Below are 23683 nucleotides of genomic sequence, written 5' to 3'. Positions count from 1 at the left end.
GGGGAAGGTGCCTCAGGCGCCCTCGCCGCTCCCGGCCTCTGCGGAGTTCGATCCGGTCTTCGTCGCCTTGGCCTTGGTCGTCTTTGATGCAGCGGGTTTGGATGCCGCTTTGCTCTTCGCGGCAGATTTTTTCGCTGCCGGCTTCTTCTCCTTCGCGGCAGAGGCCTTGCTCGCGGAAGCCTTGCTCGCGGAAGCCTTGCTCGTCGCGGCCTTGCTCGCAGTCTTCTTGCCAGCCGCCTTGCCACCTTTCGCGCCACCCTTGCTGGCCTGCTTGGCGCGGATCAGCTCGATCGCCTTTTCGAGATCGATGCCCTCGGCTTCGAGCCCCTTGGGCAGCGTTGCATTGGTCTTGCCATCGGTGACATAGGGGCCATAGCGACCGGATTTCACCACGATGGGCTTTTCGCTCTCGGGATCCTTGCCGAGCTCGCGCCCAGGATCGCCGCCGCCGCGCCGGCCAGGGCCCTGAGTCTCCTTGGTGACGATCAGATCAATGGCGCGGTTGGCGCCGATCGACAGGATTTCGTCATCACGCCCGATATTGGCATAGGTGCGCTTGTGCTGGACGTAAGGGCCGTAGCGCCCGATCCCGGCCATGATCGGCTCGCCGGTCTCGGGATGCTTCGCGACCTCGCGTGGCAGCGAGAGCAGGCCGAGCGCCATTTCCAGATCGACATCACCGGGCGAGGTACCCTTGGGAATGGAGGAGCGTTTGGGCTTCTCGCCACCCTCCTGCTGCTCGCCGAGTTGCACGAAGGGGCCGAAGCGCCCGTCGCGGACGCTGACCTCGAGCCCGCTCTGCGGATCAGTGCCGAGTATGCGCGTTCCGGGCTGCCCGCCCTCGCCATCACCATCGGCCGGCGCCGAGAGCTGGCGGGTATAGCGGCATTCGGGATAATTCGAGCAGCCGATGAAGGAACCGTAGCGCCCGATCTTCAGCGAGAGAATGCCGTCGGCACAGGAGGGACAGGCGCGTGGATTGCCGCCGTCTTCGCGCGGCGGGAAGATATGGGGACCGAGATAATCGTTGAGCGCGTCGAGCACCTGCGTCGTGCGCAGGTCCTTGGTCTCGCCCACGGCCGCCGAAAAATCCTGCCAGAAATCGCGCAGCACCTGCTTCCAGTCAATCTCGTGATTGGAGATGCGGTCGAGCTGGGCTTCGAGATCGGCGGTGAAATCATATTCCACATAGCGCTTGAAAAACGCTTCGAGGAAGGCGGTGACGATGCGTCCCTTGTCCTGGGCAACGAGGCGCTTCTTCTCGATCGCGACATATTCACGATCCTTGAGCACCTGCAGCACGGAGGCATAGGTCGAGGGGCGCCCGATGCCGAGCTCCTCCATGCGCTTGACGAGGCTTGCCTCGGAATAGCGCGGGGGCGGTTCGGTGAAATGCTGGTTCGCGGCGATGCGCTTGCGGCTCAGGGGGTCGTCGGCAGACATCGGCGGCAGGCGCTTTGCGTCCTCGTCCTCCTCGTCGTCACGGCCCTCCTGATAGAGCGTGAGAAAGCCGTCGAACTTCACCACCTGGCCGGTGGCGCGCAGATCGAGCACGCGCGGGCCGACCTTGGCCGCGATATCGACCGTGGTGCGTTCCAGCTCGGCGGATTCCATCTGGCTGGCGATGGTGCGTTTCCAGATCAGCTCGTAGAGCCGGGTCTGTTCGGCATCGAGATAACGCGCGACCTGACCCGGCAGGCGAGCGAGATCGGTGGGGCGCACAGCCTCGTGGGCCTCTTGGGCGTTCTTGGCCTTGGTGGCGTATTTGCGCGGTACGCCCGGAACATAGGCCTCGCCGTATTCACGCCCTATCACCCTGCGCGCGCCCTGAACGGCGCTGGGATCCATGTCCACGCCGTCGGTTCGCATATAGGTGATGAGGCCGACCGTCTCGCCGCCGATCTCGGTTCCCTCATACAGCCGCTGCGCGATGCGCATGGTCTGGGCCGGGGCCATGCCGAGCTTGCGGGAGGCCTCCTGCTGCAGCGTCGAGGTGGTGAATGGCGGCTGCGGATGGCGTTTGGCCGGCTTCGCCTCGACCTTGGCGACGTTGAAACTGGCAATGTCGAGATCGCGCTTGAAGGCCTCGGCCTCCTCGCCAGTGCCGATATCGAGCCGGGTGATCTTCTTGCCGTCCGCGCCGACAAGACGCGCCTCGAACTGCGCACCGTCCTGCGTCGCCAGCGTCGCCACGAGCGACCAGTATTCGCGCGGCACGAATGTCTCGATCTCGCGCTCGCGGTCGCAGACGAGACGCAAAGCTACCGATTGCACGCGCCCTGCGGAGCGCGATCCTGGCAGCTTGCGCCACAATACCGGCGACAGGGTGAAGCCGACGAGATAGTCGAGCGCCCGGCGGGCGAGATAGGCATCGACCAGCGCCTGGTCGATCTGGCGCGGCTGCGCCATCGCCTTCTGCACGGATTCCTTGGTAATCGCATTGAAAGTGACGCGCTCGACCTTGACGTCCTTGAGCGCGCGTTTCTTCTGAAGCGTGTCGAGCACGTGCCAGGAAATCGCCTCGCCCTCACGATCCGGGTCGGTGGCGAGAATGAGCGTGTCGGCCCCCTTCACGGCGCGGGCAATCTCGGCCACGTGCTTGGTGCTGCGGGAATCGATCTCCCAGATCATCGAGAAATCGGCTTCCGGATCGACGGAGCCGTCCTTGGCCGGCAGATCCCGGATATGACCGAAGGAGGCGAGCACCTCGTAGTCACGGCCGAGATACTTGTTGATCGTCTTGGCCTTGGCGGGAGATTCGACGACGACGACCTTCATTAAGCGCGTTCCCGATCCTGGGGCCTGCAGGCATTGAAAAGATGTCAGGCGCCCAGCCCCGCACGGCGCCGCATGCGTGTAAGTGGGTGAATGTGGGCCGCGTGTCAAATCGCTTCGTACACGCATCACCCGGATCGAACCCGCCCGCCGCCCTGCAGAACGATCCGGCTGTCGCGCCGTGGCGCCGACATGCCATGTTTTTGATCATGCCTGTCGATGACGCAAAACCGCACGCTTGTTCGCTGATTTGCGACATGAACGCAATATCCTGTCGCAACCGGTTCAGATTTGTCGCCACGCCGTACGATTCTCGTGTATAAGCCGCGCGTTGACACATTGAGCGAGGCTGCGCGCCCGGGTATGAGGCGCGCAAGGAGTGATACGATGAACGAACGCTGGACGCCCGATAGCTGGAGATCCAAACCGATCCAGCAGGTTCCGGCCTATACGGACGAGGCCGCCCTCAAAGTCGTCGAGGAGCAGCTTTCGGGCTTTCCGCCGCTGGTCTTCGCCGGAGAGGCGCGCAAGCTGAAAAAGGCGCTCGCCAGCGTCGCCGCCGGCGAGGCCTTCCTGCTCCAGGGCGGCGATTGCGCCGAGAGCTTCGCCGAGCACTCCGCCGACAATATCCGCGATTTCTTCCGCGTCTTCCTGCAGATGGCCGTCGTGCTCACCTTTGCCGGCTCCTGCCCGGTGGTGAAGGTGGGGCGCATTGCCGGCCAGTTCGCCAAGCCGCGTTCGGCGCCGACGGAGACCGTCGACGGGGTCGAGCTGCCGAGCTATCGCGGCGACATCATCAACGGCATCGACTTCGACGCCGCCTCGCGCAATCCCGATCCGGATCGCCAGCTCAAGGCCTATCGTCAATCGGCGGCGACGCTGAATCTGATCCGCGCCTTCGCCACCGGCGGCTACGCCAATCTGGAGAACGCGCATCGCTGGATGCTCGGCTTCATCAAGGACAGCCCGCAATCCTCGCGCTATGCCGAGCTCGCCGAGCAGATCACCCAGACGATCGACTTCATGCGCGCGATCGGGATCAATCCCGAGCAGCATCAGGAGATGCGCATCACCGACTTCTACACCAGCCACGAGGCACTGCTTCTCGGCTATGAAGAAGCGATGACGCGGGTGGATTCCACCACGCCCGGCGAATATTATGCCACATCCGGTCACATGCTCTGGATCGGTGACCGCACCCGCCAGCCCGATCATGCCCATGTCGAATACATGCGTGGCATCGAAAACCCGATCGGCGTGAAATGCGGGCCCTCGCTGACGCCGGACGGCCTGCTGCAGTTGATCGATGCGCTCGATCCCAAGAACGAAGCGGGGCGCCTGACCCTGATCTGCCGCTTCGGCGCCGACAAGGTCTTCGACCACCTCCCCGCCCTGATCCGCGCGGTCAAGCGCGAGGGACGCAACGTGGTCTGGTCCTGCGATCCGATGCACGGCAACACCATCAAGGCGGCTTCCGGCTTCAAGACGCGGCCCTTCGATCAGGTGATGCAGGAAGTGCGCAACTTCTTCGCCGTCCATCAGGCAGAAGGGACGCATGCCGGCGGTATCCATCTGGAAATGACCGGGCAGAACGTCACCGAATGCACCGGTGGCGCCCGCGCCCTCACCGATGCCGATCTCTCCGATCGCTACCACACCTATTGCGATCCCCGCCTCAATTCCGAACAGGCGCTCGAGATCGCTTTCCTGACCGCGCAGCTGATCAAGCACGAGCGTCAGGGCAAGGAACGCCCGCGGACCGAAGCGGCGGAATGAGCTTACGGGCGGGGCAAAAAGCGTCCCGCCCGACCCGCTGCCACGACAGCTCAGTCGCGATCCCGTGTGGCCGCGCCCCGCACGCCATTGCGTATGCTGCCCACGCGACTTTCCCCGGGCATATCCGTGCGCGCTCCCGCCCGCAAGGCCTCGCGGGCAGTCGCGCCGAGCCCCCTCCCCGCCGCGCGCGCATGGTCGATGATCCGTCCGGCATTTGCCGGCGCGGTATTACGCTGCGGCAGGACGATGCTGATCTCGTAGATCGCCTCGATCAGGGCGCAGGCCACGGAACGCGGCGTGCGCCGGAAGATCTCGACCAGCCCGAACACGGTGGCGACATTGCGGGCGAGCGCTTTGTCCAAAGTCAGGAAAATGCGGATCGCGGCCTCTTCCGGGGCGCCTAATGCCAGCAGGGCAAGCGCGAGGCAATCATGACGCGCCGGCTGATCGAAGCGCCATTCAGGCACCACCGTCAGCCCCAGCCCCTGCGCCAGGCGCGCACCGAAAGCCGCCTTCTCGCCGATATCGGCCGCATCGTGCAAGGCCGCGATGCGCTCGCGCGTCGGGCGCACGAGACGCAGGTGCGAAGCCCCGCCCCCGTCCTGCGCCATGGCGCTGCGCAGGGCCGCCCGGCGCGCCTGGTCCGCATGCAGATAGAGCGGCGCCAGCGATCGCGAGGGCAAGTCGGTGCGCGCAAGCAGCGCTTCGGCGAGATCCGGAACACGCCGGGCGCGCGCCACCATATCCTGCAGCAGACGCCCGCCAAGCAGGGCGTGGCTGTCGCGCGCGAGCGCGAGATCGAGCCCGGTTGAGGCAGCCGGCGGCGTCCCATCCGGGATCGGCTCGCGTGACGGGCCGGGCGGCGCGGCAGATGAAGCAGAGCCCCCGCCGCCATGCAGCGGATCGGCGAGGCCGAGTTCCTGTCCCCGCACCACGATCGCCCGCAGGACGCTCTCGGGCGGATCTGGCAGTTGTGCGAGCTGCCTTGCCACATAAAGCAGGGTGTCGGGCTGTGCGCGCGAGATGAGCGCCAACGCGAGGGGTTCGAAGGCCTGCGATCCGTCCCGCGCGCCCGCAGGCGCGCCTGCGAACAGATCGGTCTGCACACGCAACAACACCTGCACCAGATCAGGCCGCATCGCGTCCAGTCCCGCATCAGCGTGACCGGCGAGCATGCTCAGACGCAGCAGATCCTGATGACGCGGCCGCGCGCTGCCCGGCCGCCGAGCGGCATCGGCATATTGATTTCTCAAAGAGAATCCATCGCGCATGGAGGCAGGCACCGGGGTCAGCAAGCATTCACAAAATACACTGTTAACGAAAGATAGAGAAAACCCCTTAGCACTCTCTTAACTGTGGCCGCGATTGAAAGTAGTATTCTTGTAACGACTAATGATGGAAGCGGGTATTTCAAGACGGCGTAAACCAACTGTTAACCATAGCGGCTCGAATGTGCGTCGATCACCACGCCGAGGCCGCAGCAGCGGGGAGTGAGTGTCATGGGAAGACCACACGTGCACAAGGTTCATGCAGCTGCGTCGGGCGGCGCAGAGGTCGTGCGGCTGGCCGATTTCCCCAAACGCACGGCCAGAACCTCGGACATCCGCACCCCGCTTGGGGAGATCTTGCTGTTCACCGGAATTCGCTATGAGCGCCACACGGAACCGACCGAGCCTGATCCGCGCGGTACGCATGAGGAAACCGGCCCGGCCCGCGGTTCGAGGCGGCGCAAGCGCCGCGTGTGAACCGGCAAGGCGCGGTGATTTCGCGCAGCGATCCGGCGCGATCGCCACACTCGCCTGCGCTGCCCTCCTTCTCGTCGGCTGCGCGCGCACCGGGGATCTGGGTCGCCCTGCCCCCTCCATCTGGAATGATCGGGTCATGCCCTTTGCCGGGCTCGTTGCAGCGGAGGCGCGCGGTGAGGCGGTCTCCTGGTTCATGCTGACCGATGACGAGCGGACCTTGCGCGATCGCGCCTGGCGCTTCCTGATGCCGGCCCATGAGAAAGCGTTTTTCCAGCGCCAGCTCGCGGAGCTCGCGCGCACCCGCATTCTGCCACGCCTCGTCATGCATCACGACGAACGCGCCTATCTGCGCCCGCTACGCTGGTCGCGCGGGACATCGCCCGCCCCGCTGTTTAATCGCATCGCCGAGGATGCGAGCGCCGATCGCACGCTGATCACTCCCTTCGTCGCCCTCTCCCGGGCCGTGCTGGCCAGCGACGAGGCCCGTCTGAAGCTCATGATGCAGGCGGGCACGCTCGGTGAATTCGAGGCCAGATCAGCCACTGCACGCATTGCGGAGAACCGCTGCCTGATCGCCTGGGTGCATGCGCAGGCGATCAAACGCGCAGCCGATTACCGCCATGCCGTCGAACAGCTCGCGATCGAAGCACCGCAGGCTCAGGCAATCGGGGCCGAGCGCGAGGTCATCGCGCTCGAGGCGGCTTTGGGAGAATTCGCCTATACGGGCATCGCACCTCTCGATGACGGGCGCTGCGAAAACGCAGACGGCGCGCCCACCACGAAGGTGAGCACGCCGCCGCCGGTCCACGAAAAATAATCTCTGCCCCTCAGGCGTGTTCGGGCTTCGTCGCCACGCGTGGCGCCGCCGCTTCTTTCTCGGCGCTCTGCTTGCGGCGTTCGCGGCGCTCGAGCCAAGCGGTGAACTCACCGACAATGCCCTTGCGGAAGGCGAGCACCACGATCACGAAGACGACGCCCTGGATGATCAGCACCCACTCGCCGAAAGCGGCGAGATAGTTCTGCATCGTGACGATGACCAGCGCCCCCACGATAGGGCCAAAGATCGTGCCCATGCCCCCGACCAGCGTCATCAGCACCACCTCACCCGACATCTGCCACATCACGTCGGTGAGCGAAGAGATCTGGAAGACGATCGCCTTCGTTCCGCCGGCGAGGCCGGCGAAGGTGGCGGAGATCACGAAGGTGATGAGCTTGTAATTGTCGGTCTTGTAGCCGAGCGAAATCGCGCGCGGCTCGTTCTCGCGGATGGCCTTGAGCACCTGCCCGAAGGGCGAGTGGATCACCCGGTAGATGAACAGGAAGCCGAAGGTGAAAATCGCCAGAACGAAGAAATACAGCGCCATGTCGTTGCGCAGATTGATGATCCCGAACAGATGCCCGCGCGGGATCGACTGGATGCCGTCCTCACCGCCGGTGAAGGGTGCCTGCAGGGCGAAGAAGAAGAACATCTGCGCCAGTGCCAGCGTCACCATGGCGAAATAGATTCCCGCCCGGCGAATGGCGATGAAGCCGGCCACGAGGCCGAGCAGCGCGGCGCAGGCCGTCCCCGCAAGGATCGCGAGTTCCGGCGACCAGCCCCAGACCTTGGCGATATGCCCCGTGAAATACGAAGCACCACCGAAGAACATGGCATGGCCGAAGGAGAGCAACCCGCCATAGCCGAGCAGCAGGTTGAAGGCGCAGGCGAACAGCGCGAAGCACAGGATCTTCATCAGATACACCGGGTAGAGGAAGAACGGTGCAACGAGAGCGATCACGATGAAGGCGATGAAGGCGATGAGGGTTCTGTTTTGTGCAGTCATGATCAGCGCCTTATTTCGCTTTGCCGAACAGGCCCTGGGGCCGGATGAGCAGGACGATCGCCATGATCACGAAGATCACGGTGCTCGACGCTTCGGGATAGAATACGCGGGTCAGCCCTTCGACGAGACCGAGGAAATAGCCCGTGATGATCGCACCCAGGATCGAACCCATCCCGCCGATCACGACGACGGCGAAGACCACGATGATGATGTTCATGCCCATCATCGGCGAGACCACCTGAATCGGCGCCGCGAGCACACCGGCAAAACCGGCCAGCGCCACACCGAAACCGTAGGTCAGCGTCACCATGACGGGAACATTGATACCGAAGGCCTGCACCAGATCCGGGCGCTCGACCGCGGCACGCAGATAGGAGCCCAGCCGCGTCTGCTCGATCAGGTACCAGGTCGCAAAACAGACGACGACCGAAGCGACGATCACCCAGAGGCGATAGTTCGGCAGGAACATGAAGCCAAGATTCTGTCCGCCCTGGAGCGGGTTCGGAAACGGCCGTCCGGACACGCCATATTGCTGTCGGAACAGCCCCTCGATCACCAGAACCAGGCCGAATGTCAGGAGCAGGCCGTAAAGGTGATCCAGATGGTACAGATGCCGCAACATCGTGCGCTCGATCACGATACCGACCGCACCGACGATGATCGGCGCCAGAACCAGCGCACCCCAATAGGGAACGCCGAAATAGGTCAGCAGGATATAGCCGGCAAAGGCGCCCATCATGTATTGCGCGCCGTGGGTGAAGTTGATCACGTTCAGCAGGCCGAAGATCACCGCGAGCCCGAGGCTCAGCACGGCGTAGAACGCACCATTGACGAGACCGAGCGTCAATTGCGCGTAGAAGGCCTGTGGCGGGATTCCGAGAAGCTCGAACATCCGTCCTATATCCCCTGTCTGCTTTTCAGGAAGGCGTGAGGGGCGGCAGCCAGGCGCCGCCCCTCACGAACCAGATCACATCGATGCTCAGTCGGCCGAAGCGACGAATTCACAACCACCCTCTTCGAGCGGACGGAACGCACCGTCAGCCGGGATCACGGCGCGCTGGGTGTAGTAATCCCAGGGCCCCGTGGATTCTTCCGGCGACTTCACCTCGAAGAGATACATGTCATGGATCTTGCGCCCGTCTTCGCGGACCATGCCCTCACCGAAGAGCTTGTCTTCCGTGGGGATTTCCTTCATCGCCGCGACGACGGCAGCGCCGTCCTCCGCAGAACCGACCTGCTCGACGGCCTTCAGGTAATGCATGACCGAGGAGTAGACGCCGGCCTGGACCATTGTCGGCTTGTTTCCACCGAACTCCGCCTCGAAATCAGCAGCGAACGCGCGATTCTCATCGTTCTGATCCCAGTACCACGCTTCCGTGAAGATCAGGCCCTGGGCGTTCTCGAGACCGATCGCATGCACGTCGGTGATGAACATCAGGAGCGCGGCGAGGTTCTGCCCGGCCTGGACGACGCCGAACTCGGCGGCGGTGTTGACCGCATTCACCGTGTCGCCGCCAGCATTGGCGAGACCGATGATCTGCGCACCGGACCCCTGCGCCTGCAGGATGAAGGAGGAGAAATCCGTACCCGGGAACGGATGGCTGACCGAGCCGAGAACCTCGCCACCAAACTCTTCCACGACAGCCGTCGTATCCGCCTCGAGAGCATGACCGAAGGCATAGTCCGCCGTCACGAAGAACCACGTCTCACCGCCCGTTTCCACGATGGCGCGTCCGGTGCCGTTGGCGAGCGACCAGGTGTCATAGGTCCAGTGCACCGTGTTCGGCGAGCACTGCTCACCCGTCAGCGCAGCCGTGGCGGCGCCGGAGACGAGGAAGGCCTTGTTGCGGTCGCGGGTCAGTTCGTTGACCGCGAGCGCCACCGAGGAGGTCGGCACATCGACGACGGCATCGACATCATCCTCATCGAACCACTGGCGCACGACGGTCGAGCCGACATCCGGGCGGTTCTGGTGATCAGCCGAGACGATCTCGACATTCATGCCCTTTTCTTCGGCACCGAAATCAGCCACGGCCTGTTCGGCGGCCCAGACCGAACCCTGTCCGCTGAGGTCGGCATAGAGGCCGGACATGTCGGTGAGGACGCCGAGCTTGACGTCGATGGCATGGGCGCTCGTGGCGCTCATGAGGGCGATGGCCGAAAGGCCGTAGAGAAGTTTGCGTGAAACCATTTCTTGTCCTCCGTTGCTGGCGCGGCTCAGACGCCGAGATATTCTTGTAGTTTTTGCATGTTGGAGCCGATCTCTTCATTCCGCATCATCTCGACCACATGGCCGTGTTCGACCACATAATGTCGATCGGCCACAGTCGAGGCGAAGTGGAAGTTCTGCTCGACGAGCAGAATCGTGAAGCCTTTTGTCTTGAGATCGCGAATGATCTCGCCGATCTGCTGGACGATGACCGGGGCGAGACCTTCGGTCGGTTCGTCCAGAAGCAGGAATTTGGCGCCGGTGCGCAGAATGCGCGCGATCGCGAGCATCTGCTGCTCGCCGCCCGAGAGCTTGGTGCCCTGGCTGTTGCGACGCTCGCGCAGACGCGGGAACAGGTCGAAGACCTCGTCGCGGGTCATGCCGCCCGGCTTGACCACCGGCGGCAGTTCCAGATTTTCCATGACGTTGAGGCTGGCGAAGATGCCGCGCTCTTCCGGTACGTATCCGACGCCGAGGCGCGCGATCCTGTCCGAGCGCATCCTGATCATCTCGTTGCCCTCGAAGGCGATCGAGCCCTCGCGCTTGGCGACCATTCCCATGATGCAACGCATCGTCGTGGTCTTGCCGGCGCCATTGCGCCCGAGCAGCGTCACGACTTCCCCGCGGGGGATCTCGAAGGACATGCCGTGCAGGATGTGGCTTTCGCCGTACCAGGCTTCCAGGTTCTCGACCTTCAGAATGACGTCATTCTCAGCCATGGTTCGCCTCCAGGCCGGTCCCCATATACGCCTCCACGACTTCCGGGTTTTTGGAAACTTCGCTGTAAGGCCCTTCCGCGAGGATCTCCCCGCGCGACAGGACCGTGATGATGTCGGAGAGATCCGACACGACGGACAGATTGTGCTCGACCATCAGCACCGTGCGGTCCTTCGAGACGCGGCGGATCAAATCCGCCGTGCGGCCGATATCCTCACGCCCCATGCCCGAGGTTGGCTCGTCGAGAAGCAGCAGCTCCGGATCCAGCGCCAGCGTCGTCGCGATCTCGAGCGCGCGCTTGCGACCATAGGAGAGCTCGGCTGCTGTCTGCGTGGCATATCCGCCGAGGCCGACATCCTCGAGCAGTTCCATGGCCCGGTCGTTGAGCACGTCGAGACTGCTTTCGGAACGCCAGAAATGCAGCGCCGTCCCAAGTTGGCGCTGCAGGGCGACGCGCACGTTCTCCAGCAGCGTCAGATGCAGGAACGTCGCCGAGATCTGGAACGAGCGCACCATGCCGAGCCGGGCGATATCCGCCGATTTGGCCGAGGTGATATCAGCGCCGTTATAGAGAATGGTCCCACGTGTGGGTTGCAGGAACTTGGTGATGAGATTGAAGCACGTGGTCTTCCCGGCCCCGTTGGGACCGATCAAGGCGTGGATCGAGCCACGCCTGACCTTGAGGTCGACCCCTTGAACCGCCGCAAAACCCTTGAATTCCTTCGTCAGGTCACGCGTTTCGAGAATGTAGTCTTCAGCCATTCAGTACGCCCGCCAGAATCTGCTCTCATGCGCAGCCAGACGCAAGAGATCGACAGAATTTCATTGGACAGAACGGAAGAGAGGCTTGCCGGGCTGGTCATGCGCCGAATTATCGGCAACGCGTATCTCCGAATTATCGCGCAAACCTGCTCGCGACGTCGATTACGCCGAACAAAACAGGTGGCTTGCCGCGATCACACCGCGAGAACAGCAATAATCCGCACACCGGCAACGAATGCCATCTCTATCGTCCCCTCCTCGACTTTTCGTTTTTCTTGCACGTCGTATTTTGTTTTTTTGCTCCGTGCGGACCCATCTGTGCACGCAATTTTGCCGCCGTCAAGCGCCACGAAACAGGGATTCCCGTCAGAAACCGGGAGAAATCACGCCCTTATTGCGCTGCGGCGACTTCTGATTGGGTTTTTCACAGAGGTTTTTTGGCGTTTTTGCGCCAGCCCGGCTTGCAACATGACTGCCACGGGTTGCGGTTTGGCGTGAGCGCACACCCGCCCGATCTGAACGCGTGCCCGTCATTCGAGAAACCCATATCGGAATCAACCCTGGGACAGTGCCCTCACGGGTGAAGGCTCTTGCCCAGAATATGTGCATCACGCCCGATCACATGGCTCCCATAGCCAACGATCAGCGGATCGGGCCTGTGGACGACGCGGGTATCCTTGCCCGGATAGTCGAGTGCGGAGAGGAAATGCAGCATGCATGCGAGGCGGGCGCGCTTCTTGTCGTCGGATTTCACCACGGTCCAGGGCGCATCGGCGGTGTCCGTATAGAAGAACATCGCCTCCTTTGCTTCCGTATAATCATCCCACTTGTCGAGGCTGGCCACGTCGATCGGGCTCAGCTTCCATTGCTTGAGCGGATCCTGGCCGCGGGCAGCGAAACGCTTGCGCTGCTCCTCGCGGGTAACGGAAAACCAGTATTTGAACAGGCGGATATCCGAACGCACCAGCATGCGTTCCAGGTCAGGTGTCTGGCGCATGAATTCGAGATATTCATTGGGCGAGCAGAACCCCATCACCCGCTCGACGCCGGCGCGGTTGTACCAGGAGCGATCGAAGAAGACGATCTCGCCGGCAGTGGGCAGATGCGCGACATAGCGCTGGAAATACCATTGCCCGCGCTCCACTTCCGTGGGTTTTTCGAGCGCGACGATCCTGGCCCCACGGGGATTGAGATGCTCCATGAAGCGCTTGATCGTACCGCCCTTGCCGGCAGCGTCCCGCCCCTCGAACAGAACGACGATCTTCTCGCCACTTTCCTTGATCCAGCGCTGGACCTTGAGCAACTCGACTTGTAACGCCGCCTTCTTCTTCTCGTAGACCGCCCTGCGCATCCGCGAGGTATAGGGGTATTCACCGCTCTCGAAAGCATGGCGCACGGCTTCAGGATCGTGGCGCATCCCGGCGAGCCGGTGCTGCGCGGAGACGGCCTTTCCGGCTTTCCCGGCCTCTGGGCCTGCACCGTCTGCCGCGTCGCCTCGCGAAGCCGCCGGGTGCGTCAACGCAGGCTCGGGCGCCGATTCGGGAATGCCGGCGTGAGGCGCCTGATCCTCAGGCTTTGCATCCTTGTCCTGGCTGTCATCCGCATCCATGCGCCCCTCCATTCCGCTTGTAAAACCTTATACGAAGCCGGCGAAGCAGTCTTTGCGGCAGGTCAAGCACGGCCACCGGGCTTCCCGGTCAGGATACGGCCATGGCCGGCGGCTGCGCTTCCTCGCCGAGACTGACCCGCTCGGGCAGGAGCAGGTCGAGATCGCCATCGGCACCCGCAGCGAAACGATGGATGTAGAAATAGGGTTGCGCCATCGGGCTCATGACCGGCGAAGGCGCCGAGATGATGCGGGTCGCGCCACAGGCACCGACCCAATCGATATGGCGATGCCCGTGCATCGCGATGGCGCGCCGCCCGAGCGGCTTGATCTTGCGTACGAAGGCGCTGCCGTTGATCAGAGCGGTCCCGATCCGCGCCGCGAAGGCGGAGACGGGCTTGGGATATTCGATGAGGTGGTGATGCAGCGCGATCAGCCAGCGCGCATGGGGGAACTGGCGCGTGGCAATGGTGAGATCGCGCATCTGCTCGGACGGCACCAGCCCGAGCGCGTTGGTGAAGGAGAAATTCGCCTCGGCATTGGAATTGAGCAGAATCACGCCGAGCCCGTCATCCGGGCGCGGTGGCACGATCATGGGAAAGACCTCGTCCCAGATCCGCGAAACCTGCAGCGAGGCCCGGAAGTTTCCGGTATCGGCGAAGGCGGTGATCGTCTCACGATGCGGCGCAAGCGCCGTGTCGAGCGTCCGCGCGAACCGCCCGGCGCGATGATCCATCACCAGAACACGCTCGCCCTGCACCGCAGCCATGGCCGAAAGCGCGCGCATCTGGCGCAGGTTCTTGCCGATGCTCAGCGGCAGTTCCAGCCGCGCCGGATTCGAGCGATCGACCACGTTGAGATCGTGATTGCCCGGCAGCATCAGGCAGCGCTCACGCAAGTCCGGATAGCGGTTGAGGATGGCGGAGAACTCGGCCCATTCCGTCGAGCGGCCGCAATCGGTCATGTCACCGCTCATCAGCACGATATCGAGCGGGTTCTGCGCATGTGCCCGCGACAACGCCGCAAGCGCCGCTTCGATCTTGCCGTTCCCGCGCGGGCCGCGCCGACCGGCCTCGATACGGAATTCGAAGGCGCTGCCGACCGCATGCAGATCGGAGAGCTGCGCCACACGCCATATCGGCCTGCCCGGCTCCTGCAGATCGAAATCTTCATAATCGCGCGGCTGGTCCATGGTCGCATCGGCAAGGCTCCAGACCAGCGCGGCAACGCCCAGAAAGAGGCCGATCAGAACCGCGCTGTTGGCCAGAGTCGGCACGATCAGACGCTGGGGGACGCGCAGATCCGAGACGCTTCCCACCCAGCGCGTCTCCGGCCAGGCCAGCCAGGCCAGCCAGAGCGCGATCGCGCTGAGAGCAAGGCCGGCAACGGCGGTGGCAATCGCGCTGAAGGTGCGACGCGTGCGCGGCGCCATGCCATAAGGGATCACCCGCTCACCCAGATGGCGAAGCGCCTCGCGGAAGAAGGCGTAGCCCGGCTGCACGACCAGCGAGATCAGCGACCAGAAGCTGCGCTCGGCGGTACGAAACAGCGGTTTGCCGCCATACCATGCGGCAAGCCCGACGATCACCAGAGTGGCGAGTGCGGGCAGGAGGCCAGTGGTGAGAGTGGTAAAGCTGCGCGAGACCTGTGCATACCAGCCCGTTACCACAAGCGGTGCCAGCCCGAGCACGATCGCGGGTACGATGATCATCAGGACGATCGCGAGCGACAGCTTGAGGAAATTGATCTCCACCAGCATCGCGCCGGCCATGATCAGGAGCGAGCGGTCGCGCGGGCTCGCGGCATCGTCCTCGACATCACCCTCGCGGGGGTCGATGAGAAGCTTGCGGTTCGTGTCCTCTGCTTCAGCCAAGGCTGCCCTGCCTCCGTCTCTTCAATCATCACCGGGTCACGTTACGCCTTGGTGACCGAATGTGCGCTCAGACGCAACGTCGCGAGCGCCGCCGCCCATGAAACCTTTCGCGAAAGAATGCGTTCTCCGACCGACGATCATGGCAGGTGATGTTCTGATCAGCTGCCCGATCACGCGGACGGTGCCCTTTCCGGCCTCGGCTTGACGCCCTGGAGCCACAATGAAGAGGAAATCATGACGAATAAAGAACGCAGCCTGAAGAACCTGCAAAAAGCCCTTTCGATGGAACTCACCGCCGTGCACCAGTATCTGCTGCACGCCCATGTGCTTGATGACTGGGGGCTCGACAAGCTCGGCGCGAAGATGCGTGAGGAAATGCAGGAGGAGCTCGGCCATGCCAGCGTGTTCATCGAACGCATCCTCTATCTGCAGGGGGAGCCCGTCGTCTCCGAGCAAAAGGCACCCAAACGCGCCGAGTCGCTGGAGGCCCTCTTCACCTCCGATCTGAAGGAAGAAAACAACGCCATCGCTTTCTACACCAAGGCCTTTCAGGAGGCGGTGGAAGATGGTGACATCGGCACCAAGGCGATTTTCGAACGCATCGTTCTCGACGAGGAAGGTCATGCCGAATGGCTTGATCTGCAGCTCAACCTGCTCAAGCGGATGGGCGAACCGGCCTTCATTTCCAAATACATGAGCAGTTCCGCCGATCATTGATCCCGCGTGATCCCGATTTCAGCCACGACCGGCAGATGATCGGACGCCCACCGCGCCACCGTGGAGCGGTGGGCGTAGACGCGCAAGGGCGAACCGACCCGCCAGGTCACGATCCGGTCGAGCGCAAAAAGCGGCCACCCCGACGGAAAGCTCGCCGGCGAGCGGGTCGGATCACAGCCGGCCAGAAGCGGCGCAATGCTGGGACTGCCTGGAATCCAGTCATTGAGATCACCAAGCAGCAACACCGGTTCCGGCGTCGCCTGCGCGATAATCTCGACAAGCAGGTTCGCCTGGAACCGTCGTTCGCGCAGGGACAGACCGAAATGTGTCACCAGCACCCGAACGCGCTGCCCGGCAATGTCGAGGGTGACGTCGACCACACCACGCGGCTCGCGGGCCCTGTAGAGGATCGAATGGCGCTGCACGGCGAGAACCGGATAGCGTGTGAGCAACATATTGCCGTAATGTCCGCGATGCTCGATCAGATTCGAGCCGGCAATCGCTTCGTAGCCCGGAAGGTGGGCGAGGAATTCGGCCTGTGATTCACCGCCGAGTTCGCGCTCGGGCCGCCAGTTCACTTCCTGCAGGCCGATCACGGGGGCGCCGACCTCGCGGATCACCTGCGCGACGCGCTGCGGGTCATGGCGCCTGTCCGATCCGACGGTACGATGGATGTTGTACGAAGCGGCACGAAAACGGTGGAACACATCGAAACCCTTGTCGCTCAACGGGCAGGGCCCGAAAGTCCCTCGGCGAAACGACGCCAGATGAAGCCGCCAAGCCCCGCGATCGCCGCCAGCACGACAACGAACAGCACGATATTGAACGGGTTCGGCTCGAGAACGAGCGCGCGCAATTGCCCGGAAAACAGGGTAATCGCGGTCACGCCGGGCGCGAGACCCAACACCGTCCCCGCGAGATAGGGCGCAAAGGCGATTCGTCGCGCCCCCGCCGTCATGTTGACGAGACCGAATGGCGCCACGGGTATCAGCCTGATCAGCAGAACCGACAGCACGCCGCTGCGCATCAACGCCTGCCCGACATGTTCGAGCCGCCCGCGCGTGAGCTTGCGCAGGCGCGAGCGACCGATCAGAAGGCCGCTCGCGTAACCGAGGCAGGCCGAGGCAAGCGATCCGGCAGTGGCGATCAACAATCCTGCAAGGGGACCGTAGATCAGGCCCGTGGCCAGAATCAGAATGAGCAGTGGAAACATGACCAATCCGGCGACGAGATAACCCGCAAGCATCAGCGCCACGCCACCCCACCATGACGGGACGAACCCCACCGCACTCAGCCGACCCGCCTCGTCCAGCGCTTCTCCCGGTCGCGTCTGCCAGAAGAGCGCAAAGATGATCAGCGCGACGAGTGTCGCCCCCAGACCGATCAGCGCGCTGCGCAGCTGGCCGCGCGCGAGGGTATCGGCCGTGAGGCTGTCGGCGAGCCGTTCCGGCTCGGGCGTTCCGGTCGGGTCGAGAATACCGGCATCACCGATGATGGCGTCGAGCTGATCGGGCGGTGTGCGCGGAAAATCGATCAGCGTGCGGCCCGTCCGGGGGCGCAGCTTTTCGATCGCCGCCGCCATCGTCCCCTCCCGCGCAATTGCTGCCGCGACATCGGCGGGCTCACAGACCAGGTGCTCTGCGAGAAGCGCATCACGATAGCCGGTCATGCGCTGCATATCCGCACTGTCCGGCTCGGCGGCGAGAGCGATGTCGCATTCGCTGTCGAGGCCCATCGAGCGATTGTTGAGATTGGAGGAACCGATGCGCAGAAAGGTGCCATCGATCACCATCGTCTTGGCGTGCACCATGATCGGCACGTCGCCCGCCTCCCCCGTCATCGGAATGTAGACGCGCAACCGATCGGCGTGATCGGCCTCGCGCAGAAGGGCGAGGACGCGACGCTGATTCATGCCCATCGCCGTCTGCTCGATCCAGCCCGAGGGCTCGCGCGGCAGGATCATGACGATCTCCGGCCCGCCGGCTTCGCGCAAACGCGCCGCCAGCGCCTCGCCGATGCAGGTGGATGTCACATATTGATTCTCGATATAGATCCATTCGCGCGCTGCGGCGATCGAAGAAAGATAGAGCGCCTCGACCTGCCGCATCTCGGTGAGGCCTTTCCAGGCCGGGCGGGTGCGGACGATGGCGACGGGGTGATCGCTGAAATCGGGCTTGAGCCCATCCGGCCATATCACGTCGGAATCACCGCGCCCGGCGGGAGCTGCGCGTTGCTCACCGGTGGCGATTTTCCAGCGCTCGCGGGCGATCTCGCCGATGCATCGGGCCGCTTCGCCGGATACCGCGATCTGGATATCGTGATGGGGTTGCGGAATTTCGCCACTGCCAGGCTCTCGCCGGCCTTCATCGAGCGGGTCATGTGCACGGTTGTCGAGGCGCCCGGCGGAGAAGTCGATCCCGCCGACGAAAGCCACCCTATCGTCGATCACCGCGAGCTTCTGATGCTGGGCCGCCCCCACGGGATGCTGGTTGTCAAGGGCATAGGAGGCGCGGCGGTGTCTGAGCCAGTCGATGCGCAGACGCGGCAGCCATTCGCGATCGATCTTGTAGAGCAGCGGTGAATCCCAGTTCAGCACATGAATACGCAGTTCCTTGCGCCGCTGCAGGAGAAAGGTGAGAAATTCGCCGAGCGTATTGGGAACACCCGGCATCGCCCGGTCGGGATATTCGAGTGTAATGCGGCTGTTGACGTCCCAGCCGATGATCAGGATGGAGCCCTGTGCGTTGAGCGCGGCCCGCTTGAAGGCACTGAAATAGGCCTCGCCATCAACAAGGCACGCGACCCGATCCGCTTGCGCCACCCGCCAGCAGTTTTCACCCTCCTCGAACAGGTGGTCGGCGTGCATATGGTCGGGAGCCTTTCGTTTTCGCTTGGCGATACGATTCGCCGCAAGCACGGGAGCGTCCAGTCTCAGGAATAGCGTGAGACACCGATATGGGGAACCCGCTCACTGCGCCGGCAGCTGGTCGATCGGCGTTGCCTCCACCGCCGGGCCGAGCAGCAGGCGCGCGGCACCCGAGCGCTGGATCAGCGCATTGGCGTCGGGGAGGATGGCGATATCGTGCCACGGGCCCTGGATGTCGAAGGAAAGCGCCGAGACCATGTCGCCATCCGCAACCGCCTCGTTGCTCTGAATGGCAGCGCGGGCGGAGAGGCGCCGGTCGGGGATGAAGAAGATACCCTGCACCACCCCGGAAATGGATGGTGCCTCGAATCCGGCATCGACGACCTTGCCGAGCCCGCTCTCGACGAGAATACCCGCGCGCGCTTCGGTGAACGGGGTCATGCCACTGCGCAGGTTGCGAGAGGCAGTCAGCGGCTGGTTCTCGAAACGCCGTATTGCATCGTCGAGGGATATGCCGACGAATTGACCGTCATGGATCGTCACCTGCCCCTCGCCGACCGCGCGGCGGGCCATGTCGAAGGCATGAATGCCGCGCGCCTGCAGGGTGAATTCACCGTCGGCCCGCCCGGTCACCCAGGTCGCGCCACCGCTTTCACGGAAAGTCGCGCCGAGATCGATCGCATCGACGGAACCCTGCGCCTGCAATTCGATGCCGTCACCGTCCCGGACACGTGTCAGCGCGAACCGCCCCCTGGCCGTACCGCCATGAAGCGTGGCACGGCTGAGCGCGGACTCGATCCGCTCGTCCTTGATCAGAACGCTCATGGCGACGTCGCTCATGCGCAGGCCGCGCAGCCGTGCCTCACTGGCCGAAAGGCGCAGATCGAGATCGGCACCACTCGTCTGCGCAAGATCATACCGCCTGAAGCGCCATGGCCCGGAGGGCATGGCCGATTCGAGGAATGGCGCAGCAAAATCATCGAGAATCAGCGTGTTCGCGGCCAGCGTACCATTGATCGCAAGCCGCCCGTCATCGAGACGCGCCGAAAGAGCGCCTTCGAGACGGCCACCATTGAGCCCGAGTTGCAGCGAAGGCCAGGAGACGACGCTTCCAACGCCACTAACCTCACCTTGAAGCGAAACCGGACCGAGCAACGGGCCGAGCGGCAAGTCATGCCCGCTCCAGACAAGCAGATCGCGCATGGCCGGCGTTTCGAAGGAGACCCGTCCACTCAGCCACGGCGCATCGACCCCCGGCGAAACCGAGCCCGTTACCGCAAGCCGGCCAAAGCGTGAGTTCAAACGCAGGTCGATGGGCGAGTGTTCGTTGGCCAGAAGCGCGGCGGGACGCAAATCGGACAGGGCGATGTTCACCGTCTCGCCGCGGATGCGCAGGCTTCCATTGAGAGCGACGGCGCCCTGCACACGCGGCCATTCCAGCGCCAGCGCAACATTGCGCAGCACCTGACGTGTCCCGTCGCGCTCATCGTCATAGAAGACCTGGACATTGTTGAGCGCGAGACGCGCAATCGAAAACGCGCTGCTTCCGTTGTCAATGCGGCGCCGCACATCGCCGGCAAGGCGGTGCCAGGGACTATCGCCGAACACGTTGATGCTCACATCCACACGGCTGTTCGACAGCGAGACTTCGTCGAGGACAATGCGACCAAACAGCAGGGGCCGCACGGCGAGCTGTCCGCGCAACTCCCCTCCCCGCGCGAGGGGTGTTCCATCGCGCGCGGTCAGGGAGACACCCTCGAATTTCAGACGCGGCAACGGCAGAAAAGCGATGACCGTTCGTCCGGCGACATCAAGCTCGATGCCGAACTCCTCGCGCAGCTGCTCCGCCACATCCGCCGTCAGTGCGCGCGATGAGACCGTCCACGGCGCGAGCGCGAGCGTCACACCGCCGACAACCAGCAATATGGCGAGTAACAGGATCAGGCGTTTTACCGAAAACCTTTTCATGGAACCGCGCTTTGCACCCCATATCGTGCGCACGCCGCCGGATCAGAGACGGTGGCGCACACACATTCAGTCGCTGGCCGCATGCCGTGGCAGACTAGACGGTAACTGCCTTGCGTTTCAAGCGCTTCACCGACCAGCCGAAACCCGCACAGGGGAGTTGCCGGGTTTTCGACAACAAATTTCAGGCTCCGACGCGTCTTTCACGACCATCCGGGCAGCCATGACGGAACTTCACGGCGAGAATGCGTCAGCATGCGCGTGCCGCCCGGGCCCAACGGCCCGCGCCGGGCCTCATTCGAGCGCCTCGATCCCCAATGCCGGGCATTGCGCGAGATCGGAGCGCCCCTCGTCGGGCAATTGCCGGTCGAGGTCGCGCAGCGCAGTGCGCAGGCCTTCTTCCAGGACCGGGTGGTAGAAGGGCATGGCCAGCATCTCGCAGACACGCATCCCGTGCGTTGCCGCAAGGCCGAGCAGATGCGCCATGTGCTCGCCCGCCGGCGCGCAGAACTCGGCCCCGAGAAAGCGCCCGTCGCTCTTGCGCGCATAGAGCCGCATGACACCGTGATTCGCCGCCATCACGCGGGCGCGCCCCTGCCGGGCGAAATCGACTTCACCGATGAGCGTCGTATCCGGGTCGAGATCGGCATGGCGCGCACCCACCATCCCGATATTCGGCTCCGCGAAGGTGATTGCCATGGCCGGTCGGCGCCGCAGCCGCTCGTCACGCGTTGCGACCGCATGGCGCCCGGCGATATGGCCCTCATCCGCCGCCTCGTGGAGGAGCGCGCGCTCGCCATTGGCGTCGCCGGCAAGATAGACCGGCAGATCGGCGATCTGCATCGTTTGGGGATCGACAGGTGGCTGGCCCCTTTCGTCGAGATCGACGCCGAGCGTGTCGAGCCCCAGCCCCTCGAGCTGTGGGCGACGCCCGAGCGCTGCGAGCACTGCATCGGCCTCGAAGCTGCTGCCTGCGCCCCCGACGCGAAGCGCATCCGCATGCGCCGCAAGCTCCGCCGGCGCCCCGAGATGCAGGGCGAAATCCTTTTGCAGGGCCGTGATCGCGCTGTCGCGCACTTTCGGATCGCTGATTCCCGCCACGGTGTCGAGCGCATCGAAACCCGCCACCGTGATCCCGAGCCGCGCCAGGGCCTGGGCCAGTTCGACACCGATGGCGCCGAGCCCGACCACGGCGATGCGGGCCGGCAGATCCGCCTGCTCGAACAGGGTGTCGCTGGTGAGGATGCGCTCCCCGAATGCCCGCCACGGCTTCGGCACGATGGGCGTGCTGCCGGGTGCGAGGATGATCTTGCCGGCGCGGATGCGCCTGTCGCCGACGATCACCTCCTGCGGACCCGCGAGCCGGGCGCGCCCGGAAATGGCGCGTTCGCCCAGCGTCTCGCGCACGCTTTGCGGCCCCTTGACGAAATCATCGCGCAGCCGGCGCACGCGCCGCATCACGGCGGGGATGTCGATCGTGAGATCATCCGCGCCGGATACGCCAAATTCCGACAGACCCTTGCGGGCGTGAAAGGCATCCGCCGCCGCGATCAGCGCTTTCGAGGGCATGCAGCCGACCGCCGCGCAGGTCGTGCCCCAATGCCCGTCATTGATCAGGAGCACGTCCTCGGTATGCCGGCGCACCTCGCGCAGGGCCGAAAGCCCGGTGGTTCCGGCGCCGATGATGACGATTTCGGCTCGTTCGCTCATGCCTCATGCTCCTTCATCAAAAGGATGACGCGATCTCCGGGCTCGGCCTGGACCGGCCATCCGCAAACACGCCGCCGTGAATCACATGGTGGACGAAGCGCAGTTTGTCGATGACCGGACTCGCCAGCGCGAAGGGATAGGCATGGGCGTGGCCCATGCTGCGCGAGAGCGAATTCAGGGCGAGGGTCAGCGGCATCCATTGCGCCATCAGCGCATCGAAATTGCGCGTCTCATAGGGGTCGAGGCCGGCATCGACGCTCAACGCCCCCGTCAGCCCGGTGCGCGGCGTGAGGCGCATGCCGTAGGCGAAGGCGGTCTCCAGCGTATCGACCATGTGGAAGTAATGACTCCAGCTCTCGGCCCAGTCCTCCCAGGGGTGGCAGGTCGCGTAGGTGCTGATGAAGCGTTCGCCCCAATCCACCGGCGGGCCGTTCTCGTAATGCGCCTGCAGCGCGGCGCCGTAACCGACGCGCTCGTCGCCGAACAGGACGCGATACGGCTCCAGCAGGTCCGTGTCCCGCACCAGCCGGTCCCAGTAGTAATGGCCCGATTCGTGGCGGAAATGGCCGAGAATGGTGCGGTAGGGCTCGTCCATCTCCTGGCGCATGCGTTCGCGTTCGACGGGGTCGGCCTCGGCGATGTTGATGGTGATGACACCACCCGCATGGCCGGTCAGGACCCGCTCCGAAAAGCCCGGCCCGTCGGCGAGGAAATCGAAGGCGAGGCCCCGCAGATCACGCGATTGCGGTGTGATCGGGAGGTTGAATCGCAAAGCCGAATAGACGAAGCGGCGCTTTTCCGCCTCCAGCCGCTTCCACAGCCGGCGATGATCCGGATTGGCGAGATTGGGGATGACGCGGTTCAGCCGGCATGAGAGGCACCACGGGTCGTCATCCGCCTCGGCCACCAGCCAGTTGCAGCCTGCATCGGGAGTGTTGTGCGCACAAAGCCGCCAGCGCCCGCCATGGCGATCCTCGGCCATGCCGCAAGCATCACGAAGCATGGCGATATCACAGATATCCGGTGCAAGGCCCAGCCCCGTGCCGCAGGCCTCGCAACGGATCGAATCGAAATGCACGGTGGAGCCGCACACGCCGCAGGAAAACAGTTTCATGAAACCCTATCCGTTGCTGCGCCGG

The 23683-nt window shown here is 64.0% G+C and carries 19 protein-coding genes; 4 read left to right on the top strand and 15 right to left on the bottom strand.

Annotation, left to right across the window (positions count from 1 at the left end):
• Window positions 1–12 precede the first annotated feature (12 nt).
• Window positions 13–2778: a type I DNA topoisomerase gene (topA, locus tag GA0071312_RS10810; RefSeq protein WP_074444971.1), complete on the bottom strand. Its 2766-nt coding sequence runs from the start codon at window positions 2776–2778 to the stop codon at window positions 13–15.
• Between the two features lie 384 nt (window positions 2779–3162).
• On the opposite strand from topA, the gene GA0071312_RS10805 reads away from it, so the two are divergent.
• Window positions 3163–4551 carry a class II 3-deoxy-7-phosphoheptulonate synthase gene (locus tag GA0071312_RS10805; RefSeq protein WP_074444970.1) on the top strand — a complete coding sequence of 463 codons (1389 nt, stop codon included), beginning with the start codon at window positions 3163–3165 and terminating at the stop codon, window positions 4549–4551.
• A gap of 50 nt (window positions 4552–4601) precedes the next feature.
• On the opposite strand, the gene GA0071312_RS10800 is transcribed toward GA0071312_RS10805, so the two are convergent.
• Window positions 4602–5690, bottom strand: a complete 1089-nt coding sequence (locus GA0071312_RS10800) for a hypothetical protein (RefSeq protein WP_131817777.1) — start codon at window positions 5688–5690, stop codon at window positions 4602–4604.
• Window positions 5691–6050: 360 nt separating this feature from the next.
• Here GA0071312_RS10800 and GA0071312_RS10795 point away from each other — a divergent pair, with 360 nt between their 5' ends.
• Together GA0071312_RS10795 and GA0071312_RS10790 are read left to right on the top strand one after the other, a co-directional pair.
• Window positions 6051–6296 (top strand): hypothetical protein, encoded by a 246-nt coding sequence (locus GA0071312_RS10795; protein ID WP_131817776.1) that lies wholly within the window; start codon window positions 6051–6053, stop codon window positions 6294–6296.
• 136 nt (window positions 6297–6432) lie between these two features.
• Window positions 6433–7113, top strand: coding sequence for a hypothetical protein (locus GA0071312_RS10790; protein ID WP_083204506.1), 681 nt, complete (start codon window positions 6433–6435; stop codon window positions 7111–7113).
• Window positions 7114–7123: 10 nt separating this feature from the next.
• Here GA0071312_RS10790 and GA0071312_RS10785 read toward each other — a convergent pair whose 3' ends face one another.
• From GA0071312_RS10785 to GA0071312_RS10755, 8 genes are all read right to left on the bottom strand, one after another.
• Window positions 7124–8119, bottom strand: coding sequence for a branched-chain amino acid ABC transporter permease (locus GA0071312_RS10785; RefSeq protein WP_074444967.1), 996 nt, complete (start codon window positions 8117–8119; stop codon window positions 7124–7126).
• 10 nt (window positions 8120–8129) lie between these two features.
• The gene (locus GA0071312_RS10780; protein ID WP_074444966.1) at window positions 8130–9011 is read right to left on the bottom strand and encodes a branched-chain amino acid ABC transporter permease; all 882 of its coding nucleotides are present in this window, start codon (window positions 9009–9011) and stop codon (window positions 8130–8132) included.
• 87 nt (window positions 9012–9098) lie between these two features.
• Window positions 9099–10310 (bottom strand): ABC transporter substrate-binding protein, encoded by a 1212-nt coding sequence (locus tag GA0071312_RS10775; RefSeq protein ID WP_074444965.1) that lies wholly within the window; start codon window positions 10308–10310, stop codon window positions 9099–9101.
• Between the two features lie 26 nt (window positions 10311–10336).
• On the bottom strand, window positions 10337–11047 hold the full coding sequence (locus tag GA0071312_RS10770) for an ABC transporter ATP-binding protein (protein ID WP_074444964.1): 711 nt from the start codon (window positions 11045–11047) through the stop codon (window positions 10337–10339).
• Entirely contained in the window at window positions 11040–11807 is a 768-nt protein-coding gene (locus GA0071312_RS10765; RefSeq protein ID WP_074444963.1) for an ABC transporter ATP-binding protein, read from the bottom strand. Before GA0071312_RS10765 ends, GA0071312_RS10770 begins: the two co-directional genes overlap by 8 nt.
• Before the next feature lie 194 nt (window positions 11808–12001).
• Window positions 12002–12157, bottom strand: a complete 156-nt coding sequence (locus GA0071312_RS19970) for a hypothetical protein (RefSeq protein WP_165604011.1) — start codon at window positions 12155–12157, stop codon at window positions 12002–12004.
• 224 nt (window positions 12158–12381) lie between these two features.
• Window positions 12382–13416 (bottom strand): polyphosphate kinase 2, encoded by a 1035-nt coding sequence (gene ppk2 / locus GA0071312_RS10760; protein WP_074446101.1) that lies wholly within the window; start codon window positions 13414–13416, stop codon window positions 12382–12384.
• Window positions 13417–13504: 88 nt separating this feature from the next.
• Window positions 13505–15286: a metallophosphoesterase family protein gene (locus tag GA0071312_RS10755; RefSeq protein ID WP_074444962.1), complete on the bottom strand. Its 1782-nt coding sequence runs from the start codon at window positions 15284–15286 to the stop codon at window positions 13505–13507.
• Between the two features lie 234 nt (window positions 15287–15520).
• Here GA0071312_RS10755 and GA0071312_RS10750 point away from each other — a divergent pair, with 234 nt between their 5' ends.
• A complete protein-coding gene (locus tag GA0071312_RS10750) occupies window positions 15521–16003 on the top strand; it encodes a bacterioferritin (protein ID WP_074446100.1) in 483 nt (160 codons plus the stop codon).
• Here the strand turns inward: GA0071312_RS10750 and GA0071312_RS10745 are convergent.
• The 5 genes from GA0071312_RS10745 to GA0071312_RS10725 form a co-directional block, all read right to left on the bottom strand.
• Window positions 15997–16731 carry an endonuclease/exonuclease/phosphatase family protein gene (locus tag GA0071312_RS10745; protein ID WP_165604010.1) on the bottom strand — a complete coding sequence of 245 codons (735 nt, stop codon included), beginning with the start codon at window positions 16729–16731 and terminating at the stop codon, window positions 15997–15999. The two genes, GA0071312_RS10750 and GA0071312_RS10745, sit on opposite strands and share 7 nt — an antisense overlap.
• On the bottom strand, window positions 16728–18869 hold the full coding sequence (locus GA0071312_RS10740) for a VTT domain-containing protein (protein WP_074444961.1): 2142 nt from the start codon (window positions 18867–18869) through the stop codon (window positions 16728–16730). The genes GA0071312_RS10745 and GA0071312_RS10740 overlap by 4 nt, the downstream gene beginning before the upstream one ends.
• 102 nt (window positions 18870–18971) lie before the next feature.
• Window positions 18972–20837 carry an AsmA family protein gene (locus GA0071312_RS10735; protein WP_083204505.1) on the bottom strand — a complete coding sequence of 622 codons (1866 nt, stop codon included), beginning with the start codon at window positions 20835–20837 and terminating at the stop codon, window positions 18972–18974.
• 291 nt (window positions 20838–21128) lie between these two features.
• Complete coding sequence (locus GA0071312_RS10730) at window positions 21129–22544, bottom strand: dihydrolipoyl dehydrogenase (RefSeq protein WP_074444959.1); 1416 nt, start codon at window positions 22542–22544, stop codon at window positions 21129–21131.
• A gap of 16 nt (window positions 22545–22560) precedes the next feature.
• Window positions 22561–23658, bottom strand: a complete 1098-nt coding sequence (locus tag GA0071312_RS10725; protein ID WP_074444958.1) for a zinc-binding metallopeptidase family protein — start codon at window positions 23656–23658, stop codon at window positions 22561–22563.
• Between the last annotated feature and the right edge of the window lie 25 nt (window positions 23659–23683).

The sequence above is a fragment of the Saliniramus fredricksonii genome (genome assembly GCF_900094735.1).
GTDB lineage: Bacteria > Pseudomonadota > Alphaproteobacteria > Rhizobiales > Beijerinckiaceae > Saliniramus > Saliniramus fredricksonii.
This window is presented reverse-complemented; position numbering and strand designations above follow the sequence as displayed.

Excerpts from the sequence above, each read along its gene's own strand:
- GA0071312_RS10785 (WP_074444967.1), bottom strand. The coding sequence starts at position 8,119 with ATGACTGCACAAAACAGAACCCTCATCGCCTTCATCGCCTTCATCGTG.
- GA0071312_RS10740 (WP_074444961.1), bottom strand. The coding sequence starts at position 18,869 with ATGCACGCCGACCACCTGTTCGAGGAGGGTGAAAACTGCTGGCGGGTG.
- GA0071312_RS10780 (WP_074444966.1), bottom strand. The coding sequence starts at position 9,011 with ATGTTCGAGCTTCTCGGAATCCCGCCACAGGCCTTCTACGCGCAATTG.
- topA (WP_074444971.1), bottom strand. The coding sequence starts at position 2,778 with ATGAAGGTCGTCGTCGTCGAATCTCCCGCCAAGGCCAAGACGATCAAC.
- GA0071312_RS10735 (WP_083204505.1), bottom strand. The coding sequence starts at position 20,837 with ATGAAAAGGTTTTCGGTAAAACGCCTGATCCTGTTACTCGCCATATTG.
- GA0071312_RS10750 (WP_074446100.1), top strand. The coding sequence starts at position 15,521 with ATGACGAATAAAGAACGCAGCCTGAAGAACCTGCAAAAAGCCCTTTCG.
- GA0071312_RS10775 (WP_074444965.1), bottom strand. The coding sequence starts at position 10,310 with ATGGTTTCACGCAAACTTCTCTACGGCCTTTCGGCCATCGCCCTCATG.
- GA0071312_RS10790 (WP_083204506.1), top strand. The coding sequence starts at position 6,433 with ATGCCCTTTGCCGGGCTCGTTGCAGCGGAGGCGCGCGGTGAGGCGGTC.
- GA0071312_RS10765 (WP_074444963.1), bottom strand. The coding sequence starts at position 11,807 with ATGGCTGAAGACTACATTCTCGAAACGCGTGACCTGACGAAGGAATTC.
- GA0071312_RS10805 (WP_074444970.1), top strand. The coding sequence starts at position 3,163 with ATGAACGAACGCTGGACGCCCGATAGCTGGAGATCCAAACCGATCCAG.
- GA0071312_RS10795 (WP_131817776.1), top strand. The coding sequence starts at position 6,051 with ATGGGAAGACCACACGTGCACAAGGTTCATGCAGCTGCGTCGGGCGGC.
- GA0071312_RS10725 (WP_074444958.1), bottom strand. The coding sequence starts at position 23,658 with ATGAAACTGTTTTCCTGCGGCGTGTGCGGCTCCACCGTGCATTTCGAT.
- ppk2 (WP_074446101.1), bottom strand. The coding sequence starts at position 13,416 with ATGGATGCGGATGACAGCCAGGACAAGGATGCAAAGCCTGAGGATCAG.
- GA0071312_RS10730 (WP_074444959.1), bottom strand. The coding sequence starts at position 22,544 with ATGAGCGAACGAGCCGAAATCGTCATCATCGGCGCCGGAACCACCGGG.
- GA0071312_RS10770 (WP_074444964.1), bottom strand. The coding sequence starts at position 11,047 with ATGGCTGAGAATGACGTCATTCTGAAGGTCGAGAACCTGGAAGCCTGG.
- GA0071312_RS10800 (WP_131817777.1), bottom strand. The coding sequence starts at position 5,690 with ATGCGGCCTGATCTGGTGCAGGTGTTGTTGCGTGTGCAGACCGATCTG.